The organism is Nocardia arthritidis NBRC 100137, assembly GCF_001612765.1.
GTDB lineage: Bacteria > Actinomycetota > Actinomycetes > Mycobacteriales > Mycobacteriaceae > Nocardia > Nocardia arthritidis.
This window is the reverse complement of sequence record NZ_BDBB01000004.1, coordinates 93,148-109,694: the sequence shown is the minus strand read 5'-3', so window position 1 is coordinate 109,694 and position 16,547 is coordinate 93,148. Positions and strand designations below refer to the sequence as shown.

The following is a 16,547-nucleotide window of genomic DNA, read 5'->3' as shown; positions in this document are numbered from 1 at the left end:
AGCTCGGGGAGATCGAAGCGGCGCTGCTGCGGTGTCCGGGGGTCAGCCAGGCGGTGGTAGTGGTGCGCGCCGACGAGCACGCCGGTGACCGCTTGGTCGGGTATGTGGTGCCCGATGCCGGGACGAGTTCGGATGCGTCGGTGCTGCGTAGGCAGGTCGCGGAGTTCTTGACCGGTTACATGGTGCCCGACGCGATCGTGGTGCTGGACGCGCTGCCGTTGACCCCGAACGGGAAACTCGACCGCCGCGCGCTGCCCGCCCCGCAGGTCAACAGCGCCGTCGCTTTCCGAGCGCCGGGTTCGCCGGTGGAGCAGGCCGTGGCCGAGGTGTTCGCCGGGCTGCTGGGCGCCGGGGAAGTCGGGCTCGATGACGACTTCTTCGCCTTGGGCGGCAACTCGCTGCTGGCCACCCGGGTGGTCGCGCGGATCAACGAAGCCCTCGACGCGAACGTGGTGGTACGTGAGCTGTTCGAAGCACCCACCGTGGCCGCGCTGGCCGCGCGGGTCGTGCCCGGCGCAGGCGGCGGCGCTCGCCCCCGCCTGACCCGCACCGAACGCACCGAACCGATCCCGCTGTCGCTGGCCCAGCAACGGATGTGGGTACTCAACCAGTTCGACCCCACCTCCCCCGCCTACAACATCCCCCTCGCCATCCGCCTGCACGGCGCGCTGGATGTGTCCGCGCTGCGCTACGCCCTGGCCGATGTGCTCGAACGCCACGAATCGCTGCGCACCCGGTATCCGGCCGGCGGGCCGGGCGGGTTGCCGTTCCAGCAGATCCTCACCGTCGACCAAGCCCTGCCCGCCGGGCTGGACGTCATCACCACCGACGACCCGATCACCCCGATCACCGAGCTGATGCTCACCGGCTTCGACGTCACCGAGCAAGTCCCCGTCCGCGCCCTGCTGGCCGAAACCAGCCCCGACGAACACCTCCTGGCGATGGTGGCCCACCACATCGCCGCCGACGGCGCCTCCATGGCACCCCTGGCCCGCGACCTGGTCACCGCCTACCTCGCCCGCATCGGCGGCAACTCCCCCCGCTGGGCGCCGCTGGAAGTGCAATACGCCGACTACGCGATCTGGCAACGCCACGTCATCGGCACCGACGAGGACCCCACCTCCGTCGCCGCCCGCCAACTCGCCTACTGGCGCACCCAACTCGACGGACTGACCGGCGAAGCCGAACTACCCCTGGACCGCCCCCGCCCCCCGATCCCCTCGATGCGCGGAGCGAACACCGGATTCGGGGTCTCCCCCGAAATCCACCACGCCCTCACCGAACTGGCGCGCGAACACAACTGCACCCTGTTCATGGTCGTCCACGCCGCCCTCGCGGTCCTGCTCGCCCGCCTCACCGGCGACCCCGACGTCGCGATCGGCACCCCCATCGCCGGACGCGGCGAACGCGCCCTCGACGACCTGGTCGGCATGTTCGTCAACACCCTCACCCTGCGCACCCGCGTCGAGGCCGCCATGAGCTTCACCGAACTCATCGACCGAGCCCGCGACACCGACCTCGCCGCCTTCGCCAACGCCGACATCCCCTTCGAACGCGTCGTCGAAGTCGTCGCCCCCGGCCGCGCCACCACCCACACCCCCCTGTTCGGGGTCGTGCTGTCGTTCCAGAACAACGAACAACCCACCCTGCAGCTGCCCGGCCTCACCATCACCGCCCTCGACACCGCCACCGTCGCAGCCAAATTCGACCTGCAAGTCAACATCAACCCCCGCCACCACCACGACGGCACCCCCGCCGAACTCGACACCATCTTCACCTACGCCACCGACCTGTTCGACGAAACCACCATCCAAACCCTCGGCCACCGCCTCCACCGCATCCTCACCACCATCGCCACCAACCCCCACACCCCCATCGGCGACATCGACATCCTCGACCCAACCGAACGAGAACGGATCACAACCAGAACGGATGCCGCCGCACCGCAGGCAGCGGCAACGACGGCCGGCACCACACTGGCCCAGGCACTCGTCGCCGCGGTCGAAGACGACCCGGAGGCCCCCGCCATCGTCGCGGACGATATCGACGTGTCCTACCACGACCTCGAAACCCGCTCGTCGCGGTTGGCGCGGGTGCTCATCGCGCGCGGCTGTGGCCCCGGCGCCGGCGTGGCGGTGCGGCTGGATCGCGGCATCGAAGCGGTCATCGCCACCTGGGCGGTACTCAAAACAGGCGCCGCCGTGGTCCCGGTCGACGCACTCGACACACCGCTGCCGCACGAGCTCGAGATCAAAGTCGGCCTCACGGTCGGCGACAGCCGGTCCAGCGACACGGTCGATTGGCTCGCCCTCGACGACCCGACCGTCGTCGCCGAGATCGCCGCCGAATCACCCCGGCCGGTCACCTACGCTCACCGCGCCCGCACACTTCGCGGGAGCGACACCGCCTTCCTCGGGGAGCGGACCCTCAGCTACGACGACTTGGCCACGGCCGCCGCACAATTGCGCGACCAAGCCGAACTCACCTATGAATCGCAGATCCTGCACCGCGGCGAGACGGGAACCTCCGCCGCACTGATCGAACTGATCTCAGGCGGGACCGTCGGCGCAACGGTCATCCTGGACCCCGACAATGAAGCGCAGGCCGACGAATGGGAAGCCAGTTGATCGCACCTCGGTCACTCGAGCGCCCAGCGGAGGGAGACCTCAGCTGAAGTGGACGACCGAGACGGCGCCCGCCGCGAGGCAGTACACGGCGAACGGCAGCAGCGTGCGGGTCTGGAAGTACCTCTCCAGGAACCGCACTGCCAGCCACGACGACACCCCGGACACGAGGGCGCCGACCAGCACCGGCCCCCTGATGCCGTCGGTCTTCGGGCCGATCAGCTCCGGTATCTCGAGCAGCCCCGCGCCCAGAATCGCCGGAGTGGCCAGCAGGAAGGCGAATTTGGCCGCATGCTCGTGTGCGAGGCCACGCCACAAACCGCCGACCATGGTCAGGCCTGCCCGGCTGAAACCGGTCAGCAGCGCGCCGACTTGGGCGAAGCCGATACCGAGGGCGTCCCTCGGTCCGAGGGCGGCCAAGGGCCGGTCGGATTGGCGGCGAGGTTCCGCTTCGGCGGTGAGAGTGCCGTTGCGGGCCTCCCGCAGGGCGAACCGCCGACCGTATTCGGCCAGTGACGGTTCGTTCCGTCGGCGCAGTCCCTCACCGATGATCAGCACGACACCGTTGAGCGCCAAGAAGACTGCGGCGTAGATCGGCGCCCCGAACAAGGCGTGCAAGGGATGTTCCAGCAGAAAGCCGAGCACGCCGACCGGAACGGTGGCGATGACGATCAGCCACGCCAGCCGCTGCGGAATGGTGTCGAGGCGCCCGGTTCGCAGCGTGGTGAGGAAACCTGCGACGATGGCACACCAGTCCCGCCAGTAGTAGCCGAGCAGCGCGACCGCCGTCGCCACGTGCAGCGCCACCACGAACGCCAGATACGGTGTGCCTGTACCGGAATCGCCTTCGCCGGTCAGCTTCTCCCAATCGCCTCCGAGCCATGCCGCGACCAGCACGGAGTGCCCCAGGCTGGAAATCGGGAAAAGTTCGGTGACCCCCTGCACCGCACCGATGACAGTCGCTTGAAAGTAGGTGAGCATCGGAGCGAGTCTCGCACGCGCGCAAAGGAAGCGCCGGACAGGCTCCTCCACGAACCCGGCGATATCCGGGCGATTACCCGCTGGCGCCGGCCGACAAGTCGAGCGCGATGTCGACGATGAGGTCCTCTTGTCCGCCGACCAGCCCGCGGCGTCCCACCTCGAGCAGGATGGTGCGCACGTCGATGCCGTAGCGCCGCGACGCGGTTTCGGCATGGCGCAGGAAGGACGAGTAGACACCGGCGTAGCCGAGTGTGAGGGTTTCGCGGTCCACACGCACCGGGCGATCCTGCAGCGGCCGCACCAAGTCGTCGGCGGCGTCTTGCAGAGCGAACAGATCGCAGTCGTGCTTCCAGCCGTACAGATCGGCGACGGCGACGAGAGGTTCGATCGGGCAGTTGCCCGCTCCCGCGCCGTGGCCGGCGAGCGAGGCGTCGACCCGGGTGACGCCTTCTTCGACCGCCACCACGGAATTGGCCACCGACAGCGAGAGGTTCTCGTGCGCGTGGATACCGATCTCGGTGCCCGGATCGAGCGTCTGGCGGTAGGCGCGGACCCGGTCGCGGACGCCGTTCATCGTCAACCTGCCGCCGGAATCGGTGACGTAGACACAATGCGCCCCATACGATTCCATCAATTTCGCTTGTTCGGCCAGGCGAGCCGGTGCGGCCATGTGCGACATCATCAGGAATCCGGAGACGTCCATGCCGAGTTCCCGTGCGGTGGCGATGTGCTGAGCGGACACATCGGCTTCGGTGCAATGGGTGGCCACGCGTACCGACCGGACGCCCAGCCGGTAGGCGTGCCTCAGTTCTTCGATGGTGCCGATACCGGGCAACAACAGCGTGGTCAGCCGGGCGTGCGTGAGATTGGCGGCCGCTGCTTCGATCCATTCCCAGTCGGTGTTGCTCCCCGGGCCGTAATTCAAGCTGCCTCCGGCGAGGCCGTCGCCATGGGCGACTTCGATGCCGTCGACCCCCGCCGCGTCAAGCGCGGCGACGATCCGCCCGACGTCGTCGGGAGTGATGCGATGGCGCACCGCGTGCATGCCGTCGCGAAGGGTGACGTCTTGGATGAACAGCTGGGTGGTCATCGGAGCGCTTCCCGTCCTGCCGGTGCGGCGGCGATCGTGTCGGCGATGGATTCGGCGTAGCGCACGGCCGCCGCGGTCATGATGTCGAGGTTGCCCGCGTAGGCCGGGAGGTAGTGGGCGGCTCCTTCGACTTCGAGGAAGACCGTCACCTGATGGGTGGGCGCGGCCGCGGCGTCCGGGCCGAGCAGGGTGTGCACCGGTTGATCCTGCGGGACGGCGGTGATCTGAACTTTCTGCTTGAGGCGGTAACCGGGCACGTAGGTGGCCACATGGGCGACCATCTGCTCCACCGACTCGCGAATCGCCTCGTGCGTGCCGGAGTCGGGCGCGGTGATCAGGCACAGCACCGTATCGCGCATGATCAGCGGCGGGTCCGCCGGATTGAGGATGATGATCGCCTTGCCGCGCTGGGCGCCACCGACCGCTTCGATCGCGTGCGCGGTGGTCTCGGTGAACTCGTCGATATTGGCGCGGGTACCCGGCCCCGCCGATTTCGACGCGATGGACGCGACGATCTCGGCGTAGGTGACCGGCGTCACGCGGGAGACGGCGGCGACGATCGGGATGGTAGCCTGCCCGCCGCAGGTCACCATGTTGACGTTGCGGGCGTGCCGATGTTCGTCCAGGTTCACCGCCGGTATGACGAACGGGCCGAGGGCGGCCGGCGTCAGGTCGATCAGGCGTTTGCCGAGCGGTTCGAGCACGGCGGCGTGCGCGGCGTGGGCCTTGGCGGAGGTCGCGTCGAAGACCACCTCGATCTCGTCGAAGTTCGGCAACTCCAGCAGGCCATGGACGCCATCGAACGTGGTCGCGACGCCGAACCTGCGCGCGCGGGCGAGGCCGTCGGATTCGGGGTCGATGCCGACCATCGCGCCCATCTCCAGCACCGTCGAGTGCCGGATCACTTTGATCATCAGATCGGTGCCGATATTGCCCGACCCGATCACCGCGACTTTGCGCTTGGCGGGGTTGTCGTTCATGGGTCTCACTCCTGGATGAAGGTCGCGGTCACCGAGCCGAGCCCGGTGATGTCGGCGGTGACGGTGGCGGGGCCCTGGATCGGGGCCATCGGTCCGAGCGCTCCGGAGAGAACGATCTGCCCGGCGCGCAGCGGACGGCCGAACTCCCGACTGGTCCGCGCCAGCCAGGCCAGGGCGTGCAGCGGATCGCCGAGACAGGCGGCGCCGGCTCCCGTCGACACTTCGGCGCCGTCGATGGACATGCGCATCTGCGCCGAGACAGGATCGAAGGAATCGAGCGTGCGATGGTCGGCGCCGAGGACGAACAGGCCGCTGGAGGCGTTGTCGGCGACGGTGTCGCCGAAGGTGATGTCCCAGCCCGCGATGCGACTGTCGACGATCTCGAGCGCGGCCACGGCGTAGCCGACCGCGCCGCGAATCTGCTCGTCATCGAGCGGGCCGTCCACCAAGTCCGCGGCGAGCACGAACGCGACCTCGGCTTCGAGCTTCGGTTGCAGCAACCGGCTCAGCGGCACCGGTGTGTCTTGCGGGTAGTACATATCGTCGAACAACACTCCGAAATCCGGTTGATCGACGCCGAGCTGGCGCTGCACCGCCGGCGAGGTCAAGCCGATCTTGCGCCCGACGATCTCCGCACCCGCAGCGACGCGCTCGGCGGTCAGCAGTTCCTGCACCGCGTATGCCGCGGCCACATCGTCGGAACCGATCAGATCGCGCACCGGCGCGCACGGGGTGCCGCAGCGGGCCGCCGCGCCGAGCAGGTCGGCGGCGGCAATCGTGGCGGTGTCCGCCGAAGGTCGGTCAGGGCCTGGAGGTGTTGGCATCGGGATCCCGGAATTCGTGAGGAAGTGTGGAACGGTGATCCCACTGTCGCCGCAGGCGGGAGAGGCCCGCCAGCGATGCGTTCCGCTGAGCCGAACGCCATCCGAGTAGAGTGAATCGGGCACGAAGGGTTGGAGGTCGACGGTGTCATCTGCGGCTGCCGGTCGTGCGGTAGACGGCTCGACCGTTCTGGGCAAGACCATGGCGGTGCTCGAGGCGTTCTCGATCGATGACACCGCGTTGAGCCTGGCCGAGCTCGCCCGGCGGACCCGGATGCCGAAGGGCACCTTGCACCGGGTGCTGTCGGACATGGTGGCGGTGCGGTTGCTGGACCGGACCGAGGCCGGATATCGGCTCGGCGGGCATCTGTTCGAGCTCGGGATGCGCGCCTCGGTCGAGCGCAGCCTGCTAGAGGTGGCGATTCCGTTCCTGGAGGAGTTGAACGCGCGCATTCACGAGACCGTGCATCTGGGCGTTCTGGACGGCACGGATGTGGTGTACCTGACCAAGATCGGCGGGCGTCGTCAGGCCAGCGCCCCCTCCCGGATCGGAGGCCGCATGCCGGTGCACTGCACGGCCATCGGCAAGGTGCTGCTGGCCAACGCCGACGCGGCGCTGCGCGACCAGGTGCTGACAGGACCGCTTCGGCGCCACACCCCGCGAACGATGATCCTGCCCGGCACGCTGCGCAACCAGCTCGATCGGATCGCGGCCGACGGCGTGGCCTTCGAATTCGAGGAATCGACTCCCGGCCTCGTGTGCGTCGCCGCCCCGGTTCGCGAGGCCGACCAGGTCGTGGCCGCGATCAGTGTGGCAGGGCCGTCCCACCGGTTCCATCCCGAGAACCACGCGGCAGCGGTCCGCGCGGCCGCCGAGGGAATCGGACTCACCCTCACCAGGCGGGCCCGGCTGTTGGGCATGCCCACCGCCTGAACAACTTTCCCCGGCGGCGCTGGTCTGGCCGGTCCAGGCGGCCTGCTGACGGTCGTACTCGTTCTTCCACTGCGCCTTGTCCTCTGCCGGCGCGCTCCAGGACGCCCCACTCGACGAGAGTGTTCGCCGGCCGGTGCGTCGTGGCCTCGGCGACTCCGCTGCGGCGGGACAGTTCGGTGCGCGGCTACGCCGCCGAATCCGCATCGAACGCTTCGATCAGCAACCGCGCTTCGATCGACTCCCCGCGACTGCGCGTGATTGACATCGGCAGCTCGCCAATTTAATTTGTCATCAAACGTAATTGCCTTTGATGTTAAAGGTGCTTTGCGCTGCGGGTGACGCCACGCGGCGTAGGCAGCTGTTCAACCGTCGGGAGTGCACGATGACGCAGCGGAAATCCGATGCCGTCGAGGTCGCCGAGTGGCTTCGTGACGCGGCCGGACCGTTCGACGTGCCGCACGCCGACAGGTCACCCGAGACGCTGCCCGCGCTCGCCGACCTGATAGAAGACGTTGTGGTCGCAGGCATCGGCATGTCCACCCGAGCCGGGCACGAAGTATCCGTCACCGCACACCGGGTCCTGCGGACGCTGGTGGAGCGCAAGGGCTTCCGTGCGCTGGCCCTGCTGGACGACGAGACGGTGGTCGCCGCCCTCGACGACTACACCCGCACCGGCCAGGGCGATCCTCGGAAACTACTCGGCGACGCGTGGGTTCCCTGGCGAAATACCGAGACCCTCGCCGTACTGCAGTGGATACGCGAGTTCAATCGCGCGCATCAGGACGATCCGGTGCGGCTGTTCGGATTGACGCCCGAAGCGGCCCGGCCGGCGCACTACGCGCAGGTCTGCGACTTCGTCGCCGCCGTGGCGCCGGACCGGCTCGCCGACCTGCGCGCGCATTACGACCCGATACTCTCCGCACACCGAGTGGGTGAGCACCTGCAACGGGCCGGGGGCACCCATCCCGGCCGCCCCTTCGTCGACCACGCCCGGGACGCGTTGGCGCTGGTCGAATCGCTACCGGGGGTCGCCGACGAACCGACGGCGCTCGACGCGGCGCGGCTCATCGTGCGATACCACCAATTCAGCACCGCCTCCGGGCGCCGTGACTTCGCCGCCGAGGCCGCGGACGCCGCCGACCGAATCGCCGCCTGGCACGAGCGCACCGGACAGCGGATCGTGTACTGGGAGGGGATCTCGAACACCGCGGTTGCCCCGCGGCTGACGATCGCGGCGATGTCCCAGGAGTTCCCGACCACCGGATTCCTGTTGCGCGAGCGCTTCGGCACCGGCTACCTGTCCCTGGCGATCGCGTTTCACTCCGGCGAGCTGCGCGCGAATCTGACGGTCCCGGCTCCCTCGCGCGAGTTCGCCGACAGCGTGCTGGATCATCCCGACCACGCCGGTTATCTACTGGACCTGCGCACCGCGCCGCCCGGCCCGGTCCGGCGATGGCTACACCGAGCGACCAGACTGCGCCTGATCATCGGCACCTACCGCCCGGACCGCGACGCGGACCATCACATCGCCGGCGCCGGAGTGGGCGACTGGTTCGACATCCTGCTTCGGATCCGCACCGTCACACCCACGCACCACCTCGCCTAGCCGCGCCTTTACGCCGCTGAGGCACAGTTTGCCGGAGGGTTCCCAATAGGTATATCCATCTGTTACATTACCGATGCGGAGCCTATATATACGCGTGCTGCTCCTCGTCCGAACGACAACGCCGTCACCGGACATCCGCCCCGACAATGCCGTCGGCAGGCCGACAATGCCGTCGGCCGTGCAATGGATTCACCCCCGGATACCGCTGCAGCCCGTCCCGCCTCGGTCGAGTCGGGCTGTGCGGCCTGAAGACGGCCGGAACAAGCGCGGGCGACTCGCACGCCCCGATCGGACATTCAGCAAGAGGAACCCATCGACATGCCGATCAACTTTCTGAGTGGGCTCGATTTGATCGCCGCGCTCGACGCGCGCAATGTCGAAGCCCATCTCGCCGATGCCGTCGAGGGCTGTACGGCATGCGCCACCACTTCCAGGCCCGGCCCCGGCTGCCCGGCAGGCCTCGCCGCCCGGATCCACAACGCTGCCGCGCCATCTCCCCTGACAGCGATCGAGATCATCGACGGACTGCGCAACCTGCACCGTTCACCGGATCAAGAAGACTCCGGCATGTAGCACCCCGGTAGCACCCCCTGCTCGGCTGGATGGCCACGCCATTGCTTCCGGTATGCACGGGTGATGGCCTCGCGCTGACGCCGCGGCAGTGGCGGGCGCGGTGCACGGCACCGCGACCCGCGGCGGTCGTCGATCATGGTCGACAAGCCGATAATCGGACGCGCCCAGCGCATCCGGCACATCGGCGACGTCCCCGAGACCGACAACCGTGAGGAAAATTCATGACCGGCCCACTGCTACGCGACAAGACCGCCGTGATCACCGGCGCCGCCCAGGGAATCGGTTACGCGATCGCCGAGCGATTCGTCGCCGAGGGCGCGCGCGTCGTCGTCGGTGACATCGACGGGACCGCCGCCGCGCGGGCCGCCGAACGTCTCGGCGGCGCGGCCGTCGCGCGCGGCGTGCGTTGCGATGTCACCGTCGCCGACGAGGTGCAGGCTCTGCTCGACGCGGCCGCGGAGTCCTTCTCTCCGCTCGACGTGATGGTCAACAACGCCGGGATCACCCGCGACGCCACCATGCGCAAGATGACCGAGGACCAGTTCGACCAGGTGATCTCGGTGCACCTCAAGGGCACTTGGAACGGCACCCGGCTGGCCGGCGCGATCATGCGTGAGCGCGGCAGCGGAGCCATCGTCAACATGTCGTCGCTGTCGGGCAAGATCGGGCTGGCGGGCCAGACCAATTACTCCGCCGCCAAGGCGGGCATCGTCGGCCTGTCCAAGGCCGCCGCCAAGGAACTCGCGCACCTGGGCGTGCGCGTCAACGCGATCCAGCCCGGCCTGATTCGCACCGCGATGACCGAGGCGATGCCGCAGAACGTGTGGGATCAGAAGATGGCCGAGATACCGCTCGGGCGGGCGGGGGAGGTGAGCGAGATCGCCTCCGTCGCGCTGTTCCTGGCTTCGGATCTGTCGTCGTATATGACCGGGACCGTGCTCGAGGTGACCGGTGGGCGGTTCATGTGACCGCCCTCGGCACCGCGTCCGGGCTGGGCCGGAGCGAGGTCAACTCGAGGTCGTGGTCTGGGATCGCGGGAATCGGTGGCCCATGACATCCGCCCACCACGCGTTCGAAGCGCTGGACTCGGGCCAGATGATCCGGTCTCGGTCGTCGTCGTCGGAGATGGGCGTGTTCATGTCCTCGATCACGATGCAATCCTTCGCGCCGTTCATCCTCTGGAAGAGGGCATCTCGTCTCGTGCGGCGCGAGCTATTCGTGACGTAGGTCGAACCGGCCGGTCGTCGAGCAGCGGGGATGCCCCGATCGCGTACCGGCACGACCGCGCTGTCGAGCCGATACGTGCAGCGGATACCACCCGCGATCACAAACAAACCGTTCTTTCGGTACCACTTCGCGGATCCGTCGCGAGGTGCGCGGAACCCGGCGGTTCCACACGTTCCGGAGATCATGCAGCGTCGCGGGACCTGCCCGCCGAAGCGCGGCGGACGCTGACAGCATCTGTGTCCCCGCATCAGCGCAACTGGTCCTCGACGGGGATGCCCACGGTCCGGTCACCAGGTCAGGACGGGCTTGACGACCTTTCCGTCGCGCTGCTCCGCGAGCGCGACATTGATGTCGGTATGCGGGTACGTCGTCACCAGTCGGTCGATGGGGAAGCGCCCGGCGGCGTACAGGTCCAGCAGGTGCGGGATGAAGGTCGCGGGCACCGCGTCGCCTTCGAGGCAGCCGCGGATCCCTTTGCCGCCCAGCACGATATCCCGCAAGTCGATCTCCGGGACGCCGGTACCGAGGCCGACCGCGACCACGGTGCCGCCGAGCGCCGCCCCGGCGGCGGCTGTGGCGAGCACACGCGACGATCCCGTGGTATCGAGTGCGTGGGTCGCCCCGCCGTCGGTCAGCTTCCGTACCTCGGGCACGATGTCGTCGGCCGCCGGATCCAGGGCCGCGGTGGCGCCGAGTTCCAGCGCCAGCGCCCGCCGGAAGGGCGACGGCTCCACCACGACCAATTCGGCGACCTCGCTCACCAGAGCCGCCAGCACGCCCGCCATCCCGACCGCACCCACGCCGTAGACCGCGACACGCGCATCCCGGTCCGGTCGCAGGACATTGAGTACCGCTCCGGCGCCGGTCAGGAAGCCGCAGCCCAGTGGAGCCAGGATTGCCGGATCGACCTGCGTGTCGACGACCACCGTGTTGTCGGCGGTGGTCAACGCGTACGCGGCGAAGCTCGATTGACCGAAGAACCCGTCCAGCACCGAAGTGCCCGCGATGGTGACCCGTGAAGAGCGGTCCGCCCGGGCGCCGAACTGGTTGAGTTTCGCAGCACGTACGCAATATGCCGGCCGTCCGGCTCGGCAATTCCGGCACGTTCCGCAGTGCCGGAACGTCAACACGACGCGGTCACCGGGCCGTACACCGGTCACCGAGGCGCCGACGGCCTCCACCACTCCGGCGCCCTCGTGCCCGAGCAGCACGGGACGGTCGGCCGCGCCCGCCGCCCGGGCGACCAGGTCGGTGTGGCAGATCCCGGCGGCCTGGACCCGGACCAGGATCTCGTCGACGCGCGGTTCATCGATCTCGACGGCTTCGACGGTGAACGGCGCGGCCGGGTCACGCGAGAGCACCGCGGTGGTGGTCACCATCGCTCAGACCCGCTCGAGCAGGAAGTAGAAGTACTCGCCATGGGCCAGCACCACGTCGGGCCTGCCGTTCATGATGCCCATCAGCGTGTTCTCGTCGAGCCATTTGAAGTGGTCGAAGACCGGGCGGCTGTCGTAGACCATGGTGGCGGTCACCTCGCCGCGGAACTCGATATTCCACAGCGTCGCTTCCCCACCACCGCCGAGTTCGATATCGGAGAACAGCGACCCGTCCTCCGCGCGGCAGATCAACGGCTTCGCGTCGGACACGCTGTGGAACGTCTTGCCGTACCAGCGACTGACCGAGAGCGCTTTACGCAGCGGATGCTCGGTCGGAAACGCCGCTCCCTTCCATTCACCCAGGATGTCCTCGGCGCGCGCGACGGGCAGATCGGCCCACAGCGCATCCAACTCGGCCGCGGTCACCCCGGTCTCTCGCGCGGCGAGATCTCGCCAGTCAGTCCCTGTAGCGCCCATAACCATCCTCGTTCCCACGTGCGGTTTCCAGAACCTTTTGGTTCGGAAACTGTATATCCGAACCAAAAGGTTCGGCAAGATAGGATTCGTCCATGCGCGCAGCAGGTCAGGCCACCCGGGAACGGATTCTCGCCGCGGCCAAAGCGGAGTTCGCCCAGTACGGCATCGCCGGCGCGCGCATCAATCGCATCGCCGAGGCGGCCAAGGCGAGCAAAGACCGGCTCTACGCGTACTTCGCGGGCAAAGACGAGTTGTACGCCGCGGTCACCGAGGAATGGGTCACCCAGACCACCAACGAAACCGCCCTCGACGCCGCGGACCTGCCGGGTTACGTGGGACGACTCTTCGACCACTACGTCACGCACCCCGACAACGCTCGCCTGCAGGCTTGGGCCGAGATCGAACAGACCCACATCCCCGCCGCCGAAGACGCCATCCGCCGGATCATCGCGGGAAAGCTCACCGAGATCCGGCGCGGGCAAGGCCAAGGGCTGATCACGGCGGAATTCCAGCCCATCACCCTGATCGTCATGCTGACCGACCTGGCCCGTACCGCGGCCATGCACGCCACCCGCATCGACCATCGCAACCGCACCGAACGCCGCGCCGCCACGGTCCTGGCCGCCCGTCGGCTGGTCAGCCCGGAGGCGTTCCCGGCCGACGAGGCTCGTTAGTTGCCGAGGGCTTGCCGAGCCGACCCGAGAGATGGTGGGCTGGTGTAAGCGTCACATGACTCCGACCGGACGGTAAGCGCCGAGACGACGATGGAGAAACGCATGGACGAGATCGAACGCACACCGCGGCTCACGGCGTTCCCGCGCATCGACGACTACGGCTTCATCTCCGATTGCGAGGTCACCGCCCTGATCTCCCCCAGTGGAGCCATCGAGTGGATGTGCTTGCCCCGCATGGACTCTCCGAGCGTGTTCGCGGCCATTCTCGATCGATCCGCCGGCTCGTTCCGCTTCGCTCCCGCCGATTTCGTGGTGCCCACCGACCGTCGCTACATCCCGGGCACGATGGTCATGGAGACGAGCTGGCGCAGCGGCGATGGGTGGGCGACAGTGCGCGATGTGCTGCTGGTGGGGCCATGGCGGCACCAGACACCGGGCCGGAGTGCGCATCGACGCACCCCCACCGATTACGACGCCGAGCACATCCTGCTGCGCACGGTGCACTGTGAGACCGGTCAGATCCAGTTCGGGCTCGATTGCCAACCGGCCTTCGACTACGGCAGGTATCGCGCTCGGTGGGACTATCTCGGCAGCTATCACCTCGCCCAGGCCGGCGCCGAGGGGACCGATCTGCAACTGACGTTGAGCACCGACATGCGCTTGGGATTGGAAGGCACGCACGCGGTCGCCCGCACACTATTGAAGACGGGCGACACCCGGTTCTGCGCCCTGGCCTGGGGTAGTCGCGACGCCCCGGGCGATGCGGAGGAGGCCGAAGAGCGGCTGCTGCGGACGATCCACCATTGGCGGCACTGGCTGGCCGGCGGGCGATTCCCGGATCATCCGTGGACCGCGGAACTCACCCGCAGCGCACTGACCCTCAAGGGATTGACCTTCGCCCCGACCGGCGCCGTCGCTGCCGCGGCCACCACGTCACTGCCCGAAACCCCTGGTGGAGAGCGCAACTGGGACTATCGCTATTCCTGGATCCGCGACTCCGCCTTCGCCCTGTGGGGCCTGTACACACTGGGCTTCAGCTGGGAGGCGAACGATTTCTTCTCCTACATCCTCGACTTGACCGAGGAAGCCCAGGACATGCAGATCGTCTACGGCATCGGCGGCGAAACCGATCTCGCCGAACAGACCCTCCCCCACCTGCGTGGCTACGACAACGCCACCCCGGTGCGCGTCGGCAACGAGGCATACCGGCAACGCCAGCACGACGTGTGGGGCGCGGCGCTGGACGCGGTCTACCTCTACGCCCGCCATCAAGATCAAATCGACGCCCGGGCGTGGCCGTTGCTCGGCCGCGCGGTCAAGAGCGCTCTCACCTACTGGCGCGAGGCCGACCATGGCATCTGGGAGGTTCGCGGGCAAGCCCAGCACTTCACCTCCAGCAAGGTCATGTGCTGGGTCGCCGCCGATCGCGGCGCCCGGCTGGCTCGCATCCACCAGGATTTGGACCGGGCACAGCGCTGGCAACAGGCCGCCGACGAGATCCATGCCGACATCTGCGCACATGCCGTCGACTCCCGCCGGGTGTTCACCCAGTACTACGGCAGCACGGCGCTGGACGCGTCGACCCTGCTCATCCCGCTGGTCCGTTTCCTGCCACCCGATGACGATCGGGTACGCAACACCGTGCTGGCCATCGCCGACGAACTGACCGAAGACGGCCTGGTCTTGCGATACCGCGTCGGTGAGACCGACGACGGATGCGCAGGCGAGGAAGGCGCTTTCACGATCTGCTCGTTCTGGCTGGTCTCGGCGCTGTCGGAGATAGGCGAGAAGCAACGAGCCAGACAACTGTGCGAGAAACTCCTCGGCTACGCGAGCCCGTTGGGTTTGTACGCGGAGGAGATCGACCCCCGGACCGGCCGCCACTGGGGCAACTACCCGCAAGCGTTCACCCACCTCGCCTTGATCAACGCCGTCATGCACGTCATCCAGGACGAACAGGCGATTCTGCGGCAGGCGCTCGGCGGTGAATCGATCGCCCCTCGCCTGGACGACGCCCCGCTCACCAGGGGATATATCCACCGCTGACCGGCGCTCCACTCCAGCGAATCCCCTGCTACCCAGTGCTGGGTGTTTGGCGCGCCACGGCGCGAGACGGATCAGTACTATCACGTCGAACTGTTACCAGCACTAAGGACTTCATTGAACGGCTCGACGATAGCGATGCTCGGCATCGCTGCGACCGCGGCGCTCGGCATGACCGCCGCACCCGCGACCGCGGACCAAATGGCAGACAAATCTCGCGTCGTCGAGACCGAGGACGGCTGGGAGTTGCGGATCAGCAAGACCGCCGAAGACGTGCAGCGCGTACCCAATCTCGCCGCGACGCCGTTCAGCAGGGAAGGGTTCGTCACCTTGTCGGCGGCCGCCGACATCGGCGGCGAGGGCCGGGAAGCGGTGAACTCCGGGACGTTGCAGCTGGGATATCAGATCGGCTGCCAGGCCGACGTGTCCAACGGCCTCACCGTGGGCCTGTCCGCGGCGATCGGCCCGAACGCCATGGTGACCGTGGCCCCCTCCCCAGGTCTCGCGGTCGGCGGCAGCGCGCTTGCCCTGCCGAACATGTCGACGACGATCAAGCCCGGCACCATCAACAGCATCACGCTCGGTACGAAACCGCTTGCGGGAGCGCATGGTTCGATCTCGGTCGACCAGATCCAGATCAAGATCGATGCGTGTGCGGGCGCAGTGAGCCTGCGCTCGTTCGCGATTGTGTCGATATCCACGGCCACAGCCGACAATTCGGTCGCTGTCTACGGTGACCCGATATGGCTGTGATCCACATGCGCCGTTGGATGGCGCCGGTCGGCGTGTCGGTCTCGTTGATCATCGCCGCGGCCGGCGCGTCCGCCGAGCCGATCGTTCCGGCCGGTCCGGGGTCCACCTGCGCCGAAGCACACAGTGCTCCCGCGTGCGGCGACGACAAGCCCGCACCCAGCAGCCGCGGGCCCGCCGCGCAGGCACCGGCACTGCCACTGCAAATACTGGCGCCGCCACCCGGGCGGTCGGCACCGAGTACGAATACGCCGGCCGGTGCGCTGGTACCTCCTGCGCCGGGACCGGCCGGAGCCACCCCGATCGTGCCGTCGAGGTAGCCGGGCGACGGGCTGGTCGCCGACTGAGACGATCAGCCCTATCGCACTCGCGCCGCAGAACAGGTCGGCCG

The 16,547-nt window shown here is 68.1% G+C and carries 16 protein-coding genes; 8 read left to right on the top strand and 8 right to left on the bottom strand.

Annotation, left to right across the window (positions count from 1 at the left end; genetic code table 11):
* On the top strand, window positions 1–2,627 hold a 2,627-nt coding region (locus NA8_RS04065; RefSeq protein ID WP_157106517.1), incomplete at its 5' end, for a condensation domain-containing protein.
* Window positions 2,628–2,666: 39 nt separating this feature from the next.
* On the opposite strand, the gene NA8_RS04060 is transcribed toward NA8_RS04065, so the two are convergent.
* From NA8_RS04060 to NA8_RS04045, 4 genes are all read right to left on the bottom strand, one after another.
* Window positions 2,667–3,605 carry an undecaprenyl-diphosphate phosphatase gene (locus NA8_RS04060; RefSeq protein ID WP_063048999.1) on the bottom strand — a complete coding sequence of 313 codons (939 nt, stop codon included), beginning with the start codon at window positions 3,603–3,605 and terminating at the stop codon, window positions 2,667–2,669.
* A 73-nt stretch (window positions 3,606–3,678) separates the two neighbouring features.
* Entirely contained in the window at window positions 3,679–4,695 is a 1,017-nt protein-coding gene (dmpG, locus tag NA8_RS04055) for a 4-hydroxy-2-oxovalerate aldolase (protein WP_063048998.1), read from the bottom strand.
* Window positions 4,692–5,675 carry an acetaldehyde dehydrogenase (acetylating) gene (locus tag NA8_RS04050; RefSeq protein ID WP_063048997.1) on the bottom strand — a complete coding sequence of 328 codons (984 nt, stop codon included), beginning with the start codon at window positions 5,673–5,675 and terminating at the stop codon, window positions 4,692–4,694. The genes dmpG and NA8_RS04050 overlap by 4 nt, the downstream gene beginning before the upstream one ends.
* 5 nt (window positions 5,676–5,680) lie before the next feature.
* Complete coding sequence (locus tag NA8_RS04045) at window positions 5,681–6,499, bottom strand: 2-keto-4-pentenoate hydratase (protein ID WP_063049014.1); 819 nt, start codon at window positions 6,497–6,499, stop codon at window positions 5,681–5,683.
* 199 nt (window positions 6,500–6,698) lie between these two features.
* On the opposite strand from NA8_RS04045, the gene NA8_RS04040 reads away from it, so the two are divergent.
* Window positions 6,699–7,430: an IclR family transcriptional regulator gene (locus NA8_RS04040; protein ID WP_063048996.1), complete on the top strand. Its 732-nt coding sequence runs from the start codon at window positions 6,699–6,701 to the stop codon at window positions 7,428–7,430.
* Here the strand turns inward: NA8_RS04040 and NA8_RS32420 are convergent.
* Window positions 7,390–7,602, bottom strand: a complete 213-nt coding sequence (locus tag NA8_RS32420) for a helix-turn-helix domain-containing protein (protein ID WP_245663666.1) — start codon at window positions 7,600–7,602, stop codon at window positions 7,390–7,392. The two genes, NA8_RS04040 and NA8_RS32420, sit on opposite strands and share 41 nt — an antisense overlap.
* Window positions 7,603–7,812: 210 nt before the next feature.
* Here NA8_RS32420 and NA8_RS04035 point away from each other — a divergent pair, with 210 nt between their 5' ends.
* The 3 genes from NA8_RS04035 (at window position 7,813) to fabG (ending at window position 10,577) form a co-directional block, all read left to right on the top strand.
* Window positions 7,813–9,036 (top strand): erythromycin esterase family protein, encoded by a 1,224-nt coding sequence (locus NA8_RS04035; protein ID WP_063048995.1) that lies wholly within the window; start codon window positions 7,813–7,815, stop codon window positions 9,034–9,036.
* Window positions 9,037–9,354: 318 nt separating this feature from the next.
* The gene (locus NA8_RS04030; RefSeq protein ID WP_063048994.1) at window positions 9,355–9,609 is read left to right on the top strand and encodes a hypothetical protein; all 255 of its coding nucleotides are present in this window, start codon (window positions 9,355–9,357) and stop codon (window positions 9,607–9,609) included.
* Between the two features lie 221 nt (window positions 9,610–9,830).
* Window positions 9,831–10,577, top strand: coding sequence for a 3-oxoacyl-ACP reductase FabG (fabG, locus tag NA8_RS04025; protein WP_063048993.1), 747 nt, complete (start codon window positions 9,831–9,833; stop codon window positions 10,575–10,577).
* Between the two features lie 39 nt (window positions 10,578–10,616).
* On the opposite strand, the gene NA8_RS33445 is transcribed toward fabG, so the two are convergent.
* The 3 genes from NA8_RS33445 to NA8_RS04015 all read right to left on the bottom strand — a co-directional run bounded on the left by NA8_RS33445 (window position 10,617) and on the right by NA8_RS04015 (window position 12,689).
* Entirely contained in the window at window positions 10,617–10,760 is a 144-nt protein-coding gene (locus NA8_RS33445; RefSeq protein ID WP_157106516.1) for a hypothetical protein, read from the bottom strand.
* Between the two features lie 363 nt (window positions 10,761–11,123).
* A complete protein-coding gene (locus NA8_RS04020; RefSeq protein ID WP_174550038.1) occupies window positions 11,124–12,212 on the bottom strand; it encodes an NAD(P)-dependent alcohol dehydrogenase in 1,089 nt (362 codons plus the stop codon).
* 6 nt (window positions 12,213–12,218) lie between these two features.
* Complete coding sequence (locus tag NA8_RS04015; protein WP_157106515.1) at window positions 12,219–12,689, bottom strand: DUF4334 domain-containing protein; 471 nt, start codon at window positions 12,687–12,689, stop codon at window positions 12,219–12,221.
* A 92-nt stretch (window positions 12,690–12,781) separates the two neighbouring features.
* On the opposite strand from NA8_RS04015, the gene NA8_RS04010 reads away from it, so the two are divergent.
* The 3 genes from NA8_RS04010 to NA8_RS04000 all read left to right on the top strand — a co-directional run bounded on the left by NA8_RS04010 (window position 12,782) and on the right by NA8_RS04000 (window position 16,159).
* Complete coding sequence (locus NA8_RS04010; RefSeq protein WP_063048990.1) at window positions 12,782–13,363, top strand: TetR family transcriptional regulator; 582 nt, start codon at window positions 12,782–12,784, stop codon at window positions 13,361–13,363.
* A 102-nt stretch (window positions 13,364–13,465) separates the two neighbouring features.
* On the top strand, window positions 13,466–15,409 hold the full coding sequence (locus NA8_RS04005; protein WP_084466509.1) for a glycoside hydrolase family 15 protein: 1,944 nt from the start codon (window positions 13,466–13,468) through the stop codon (window positions 15,407–15,409).
* A gap of 114 nt (window positions 15,410–15,523) precedes the next feature.
* Complete coding sequence (locus NA8_RS04000; protein ID WP_245663662.1) at window positions 15,524–16,159, top strand: MspA family porin; 636 nt, start codon at window positions 15,524–15,526, stop codon at window positions 16,157–16,159.
* Window positions 16,160–16,547: the final 388 nt, after the last annotated feature.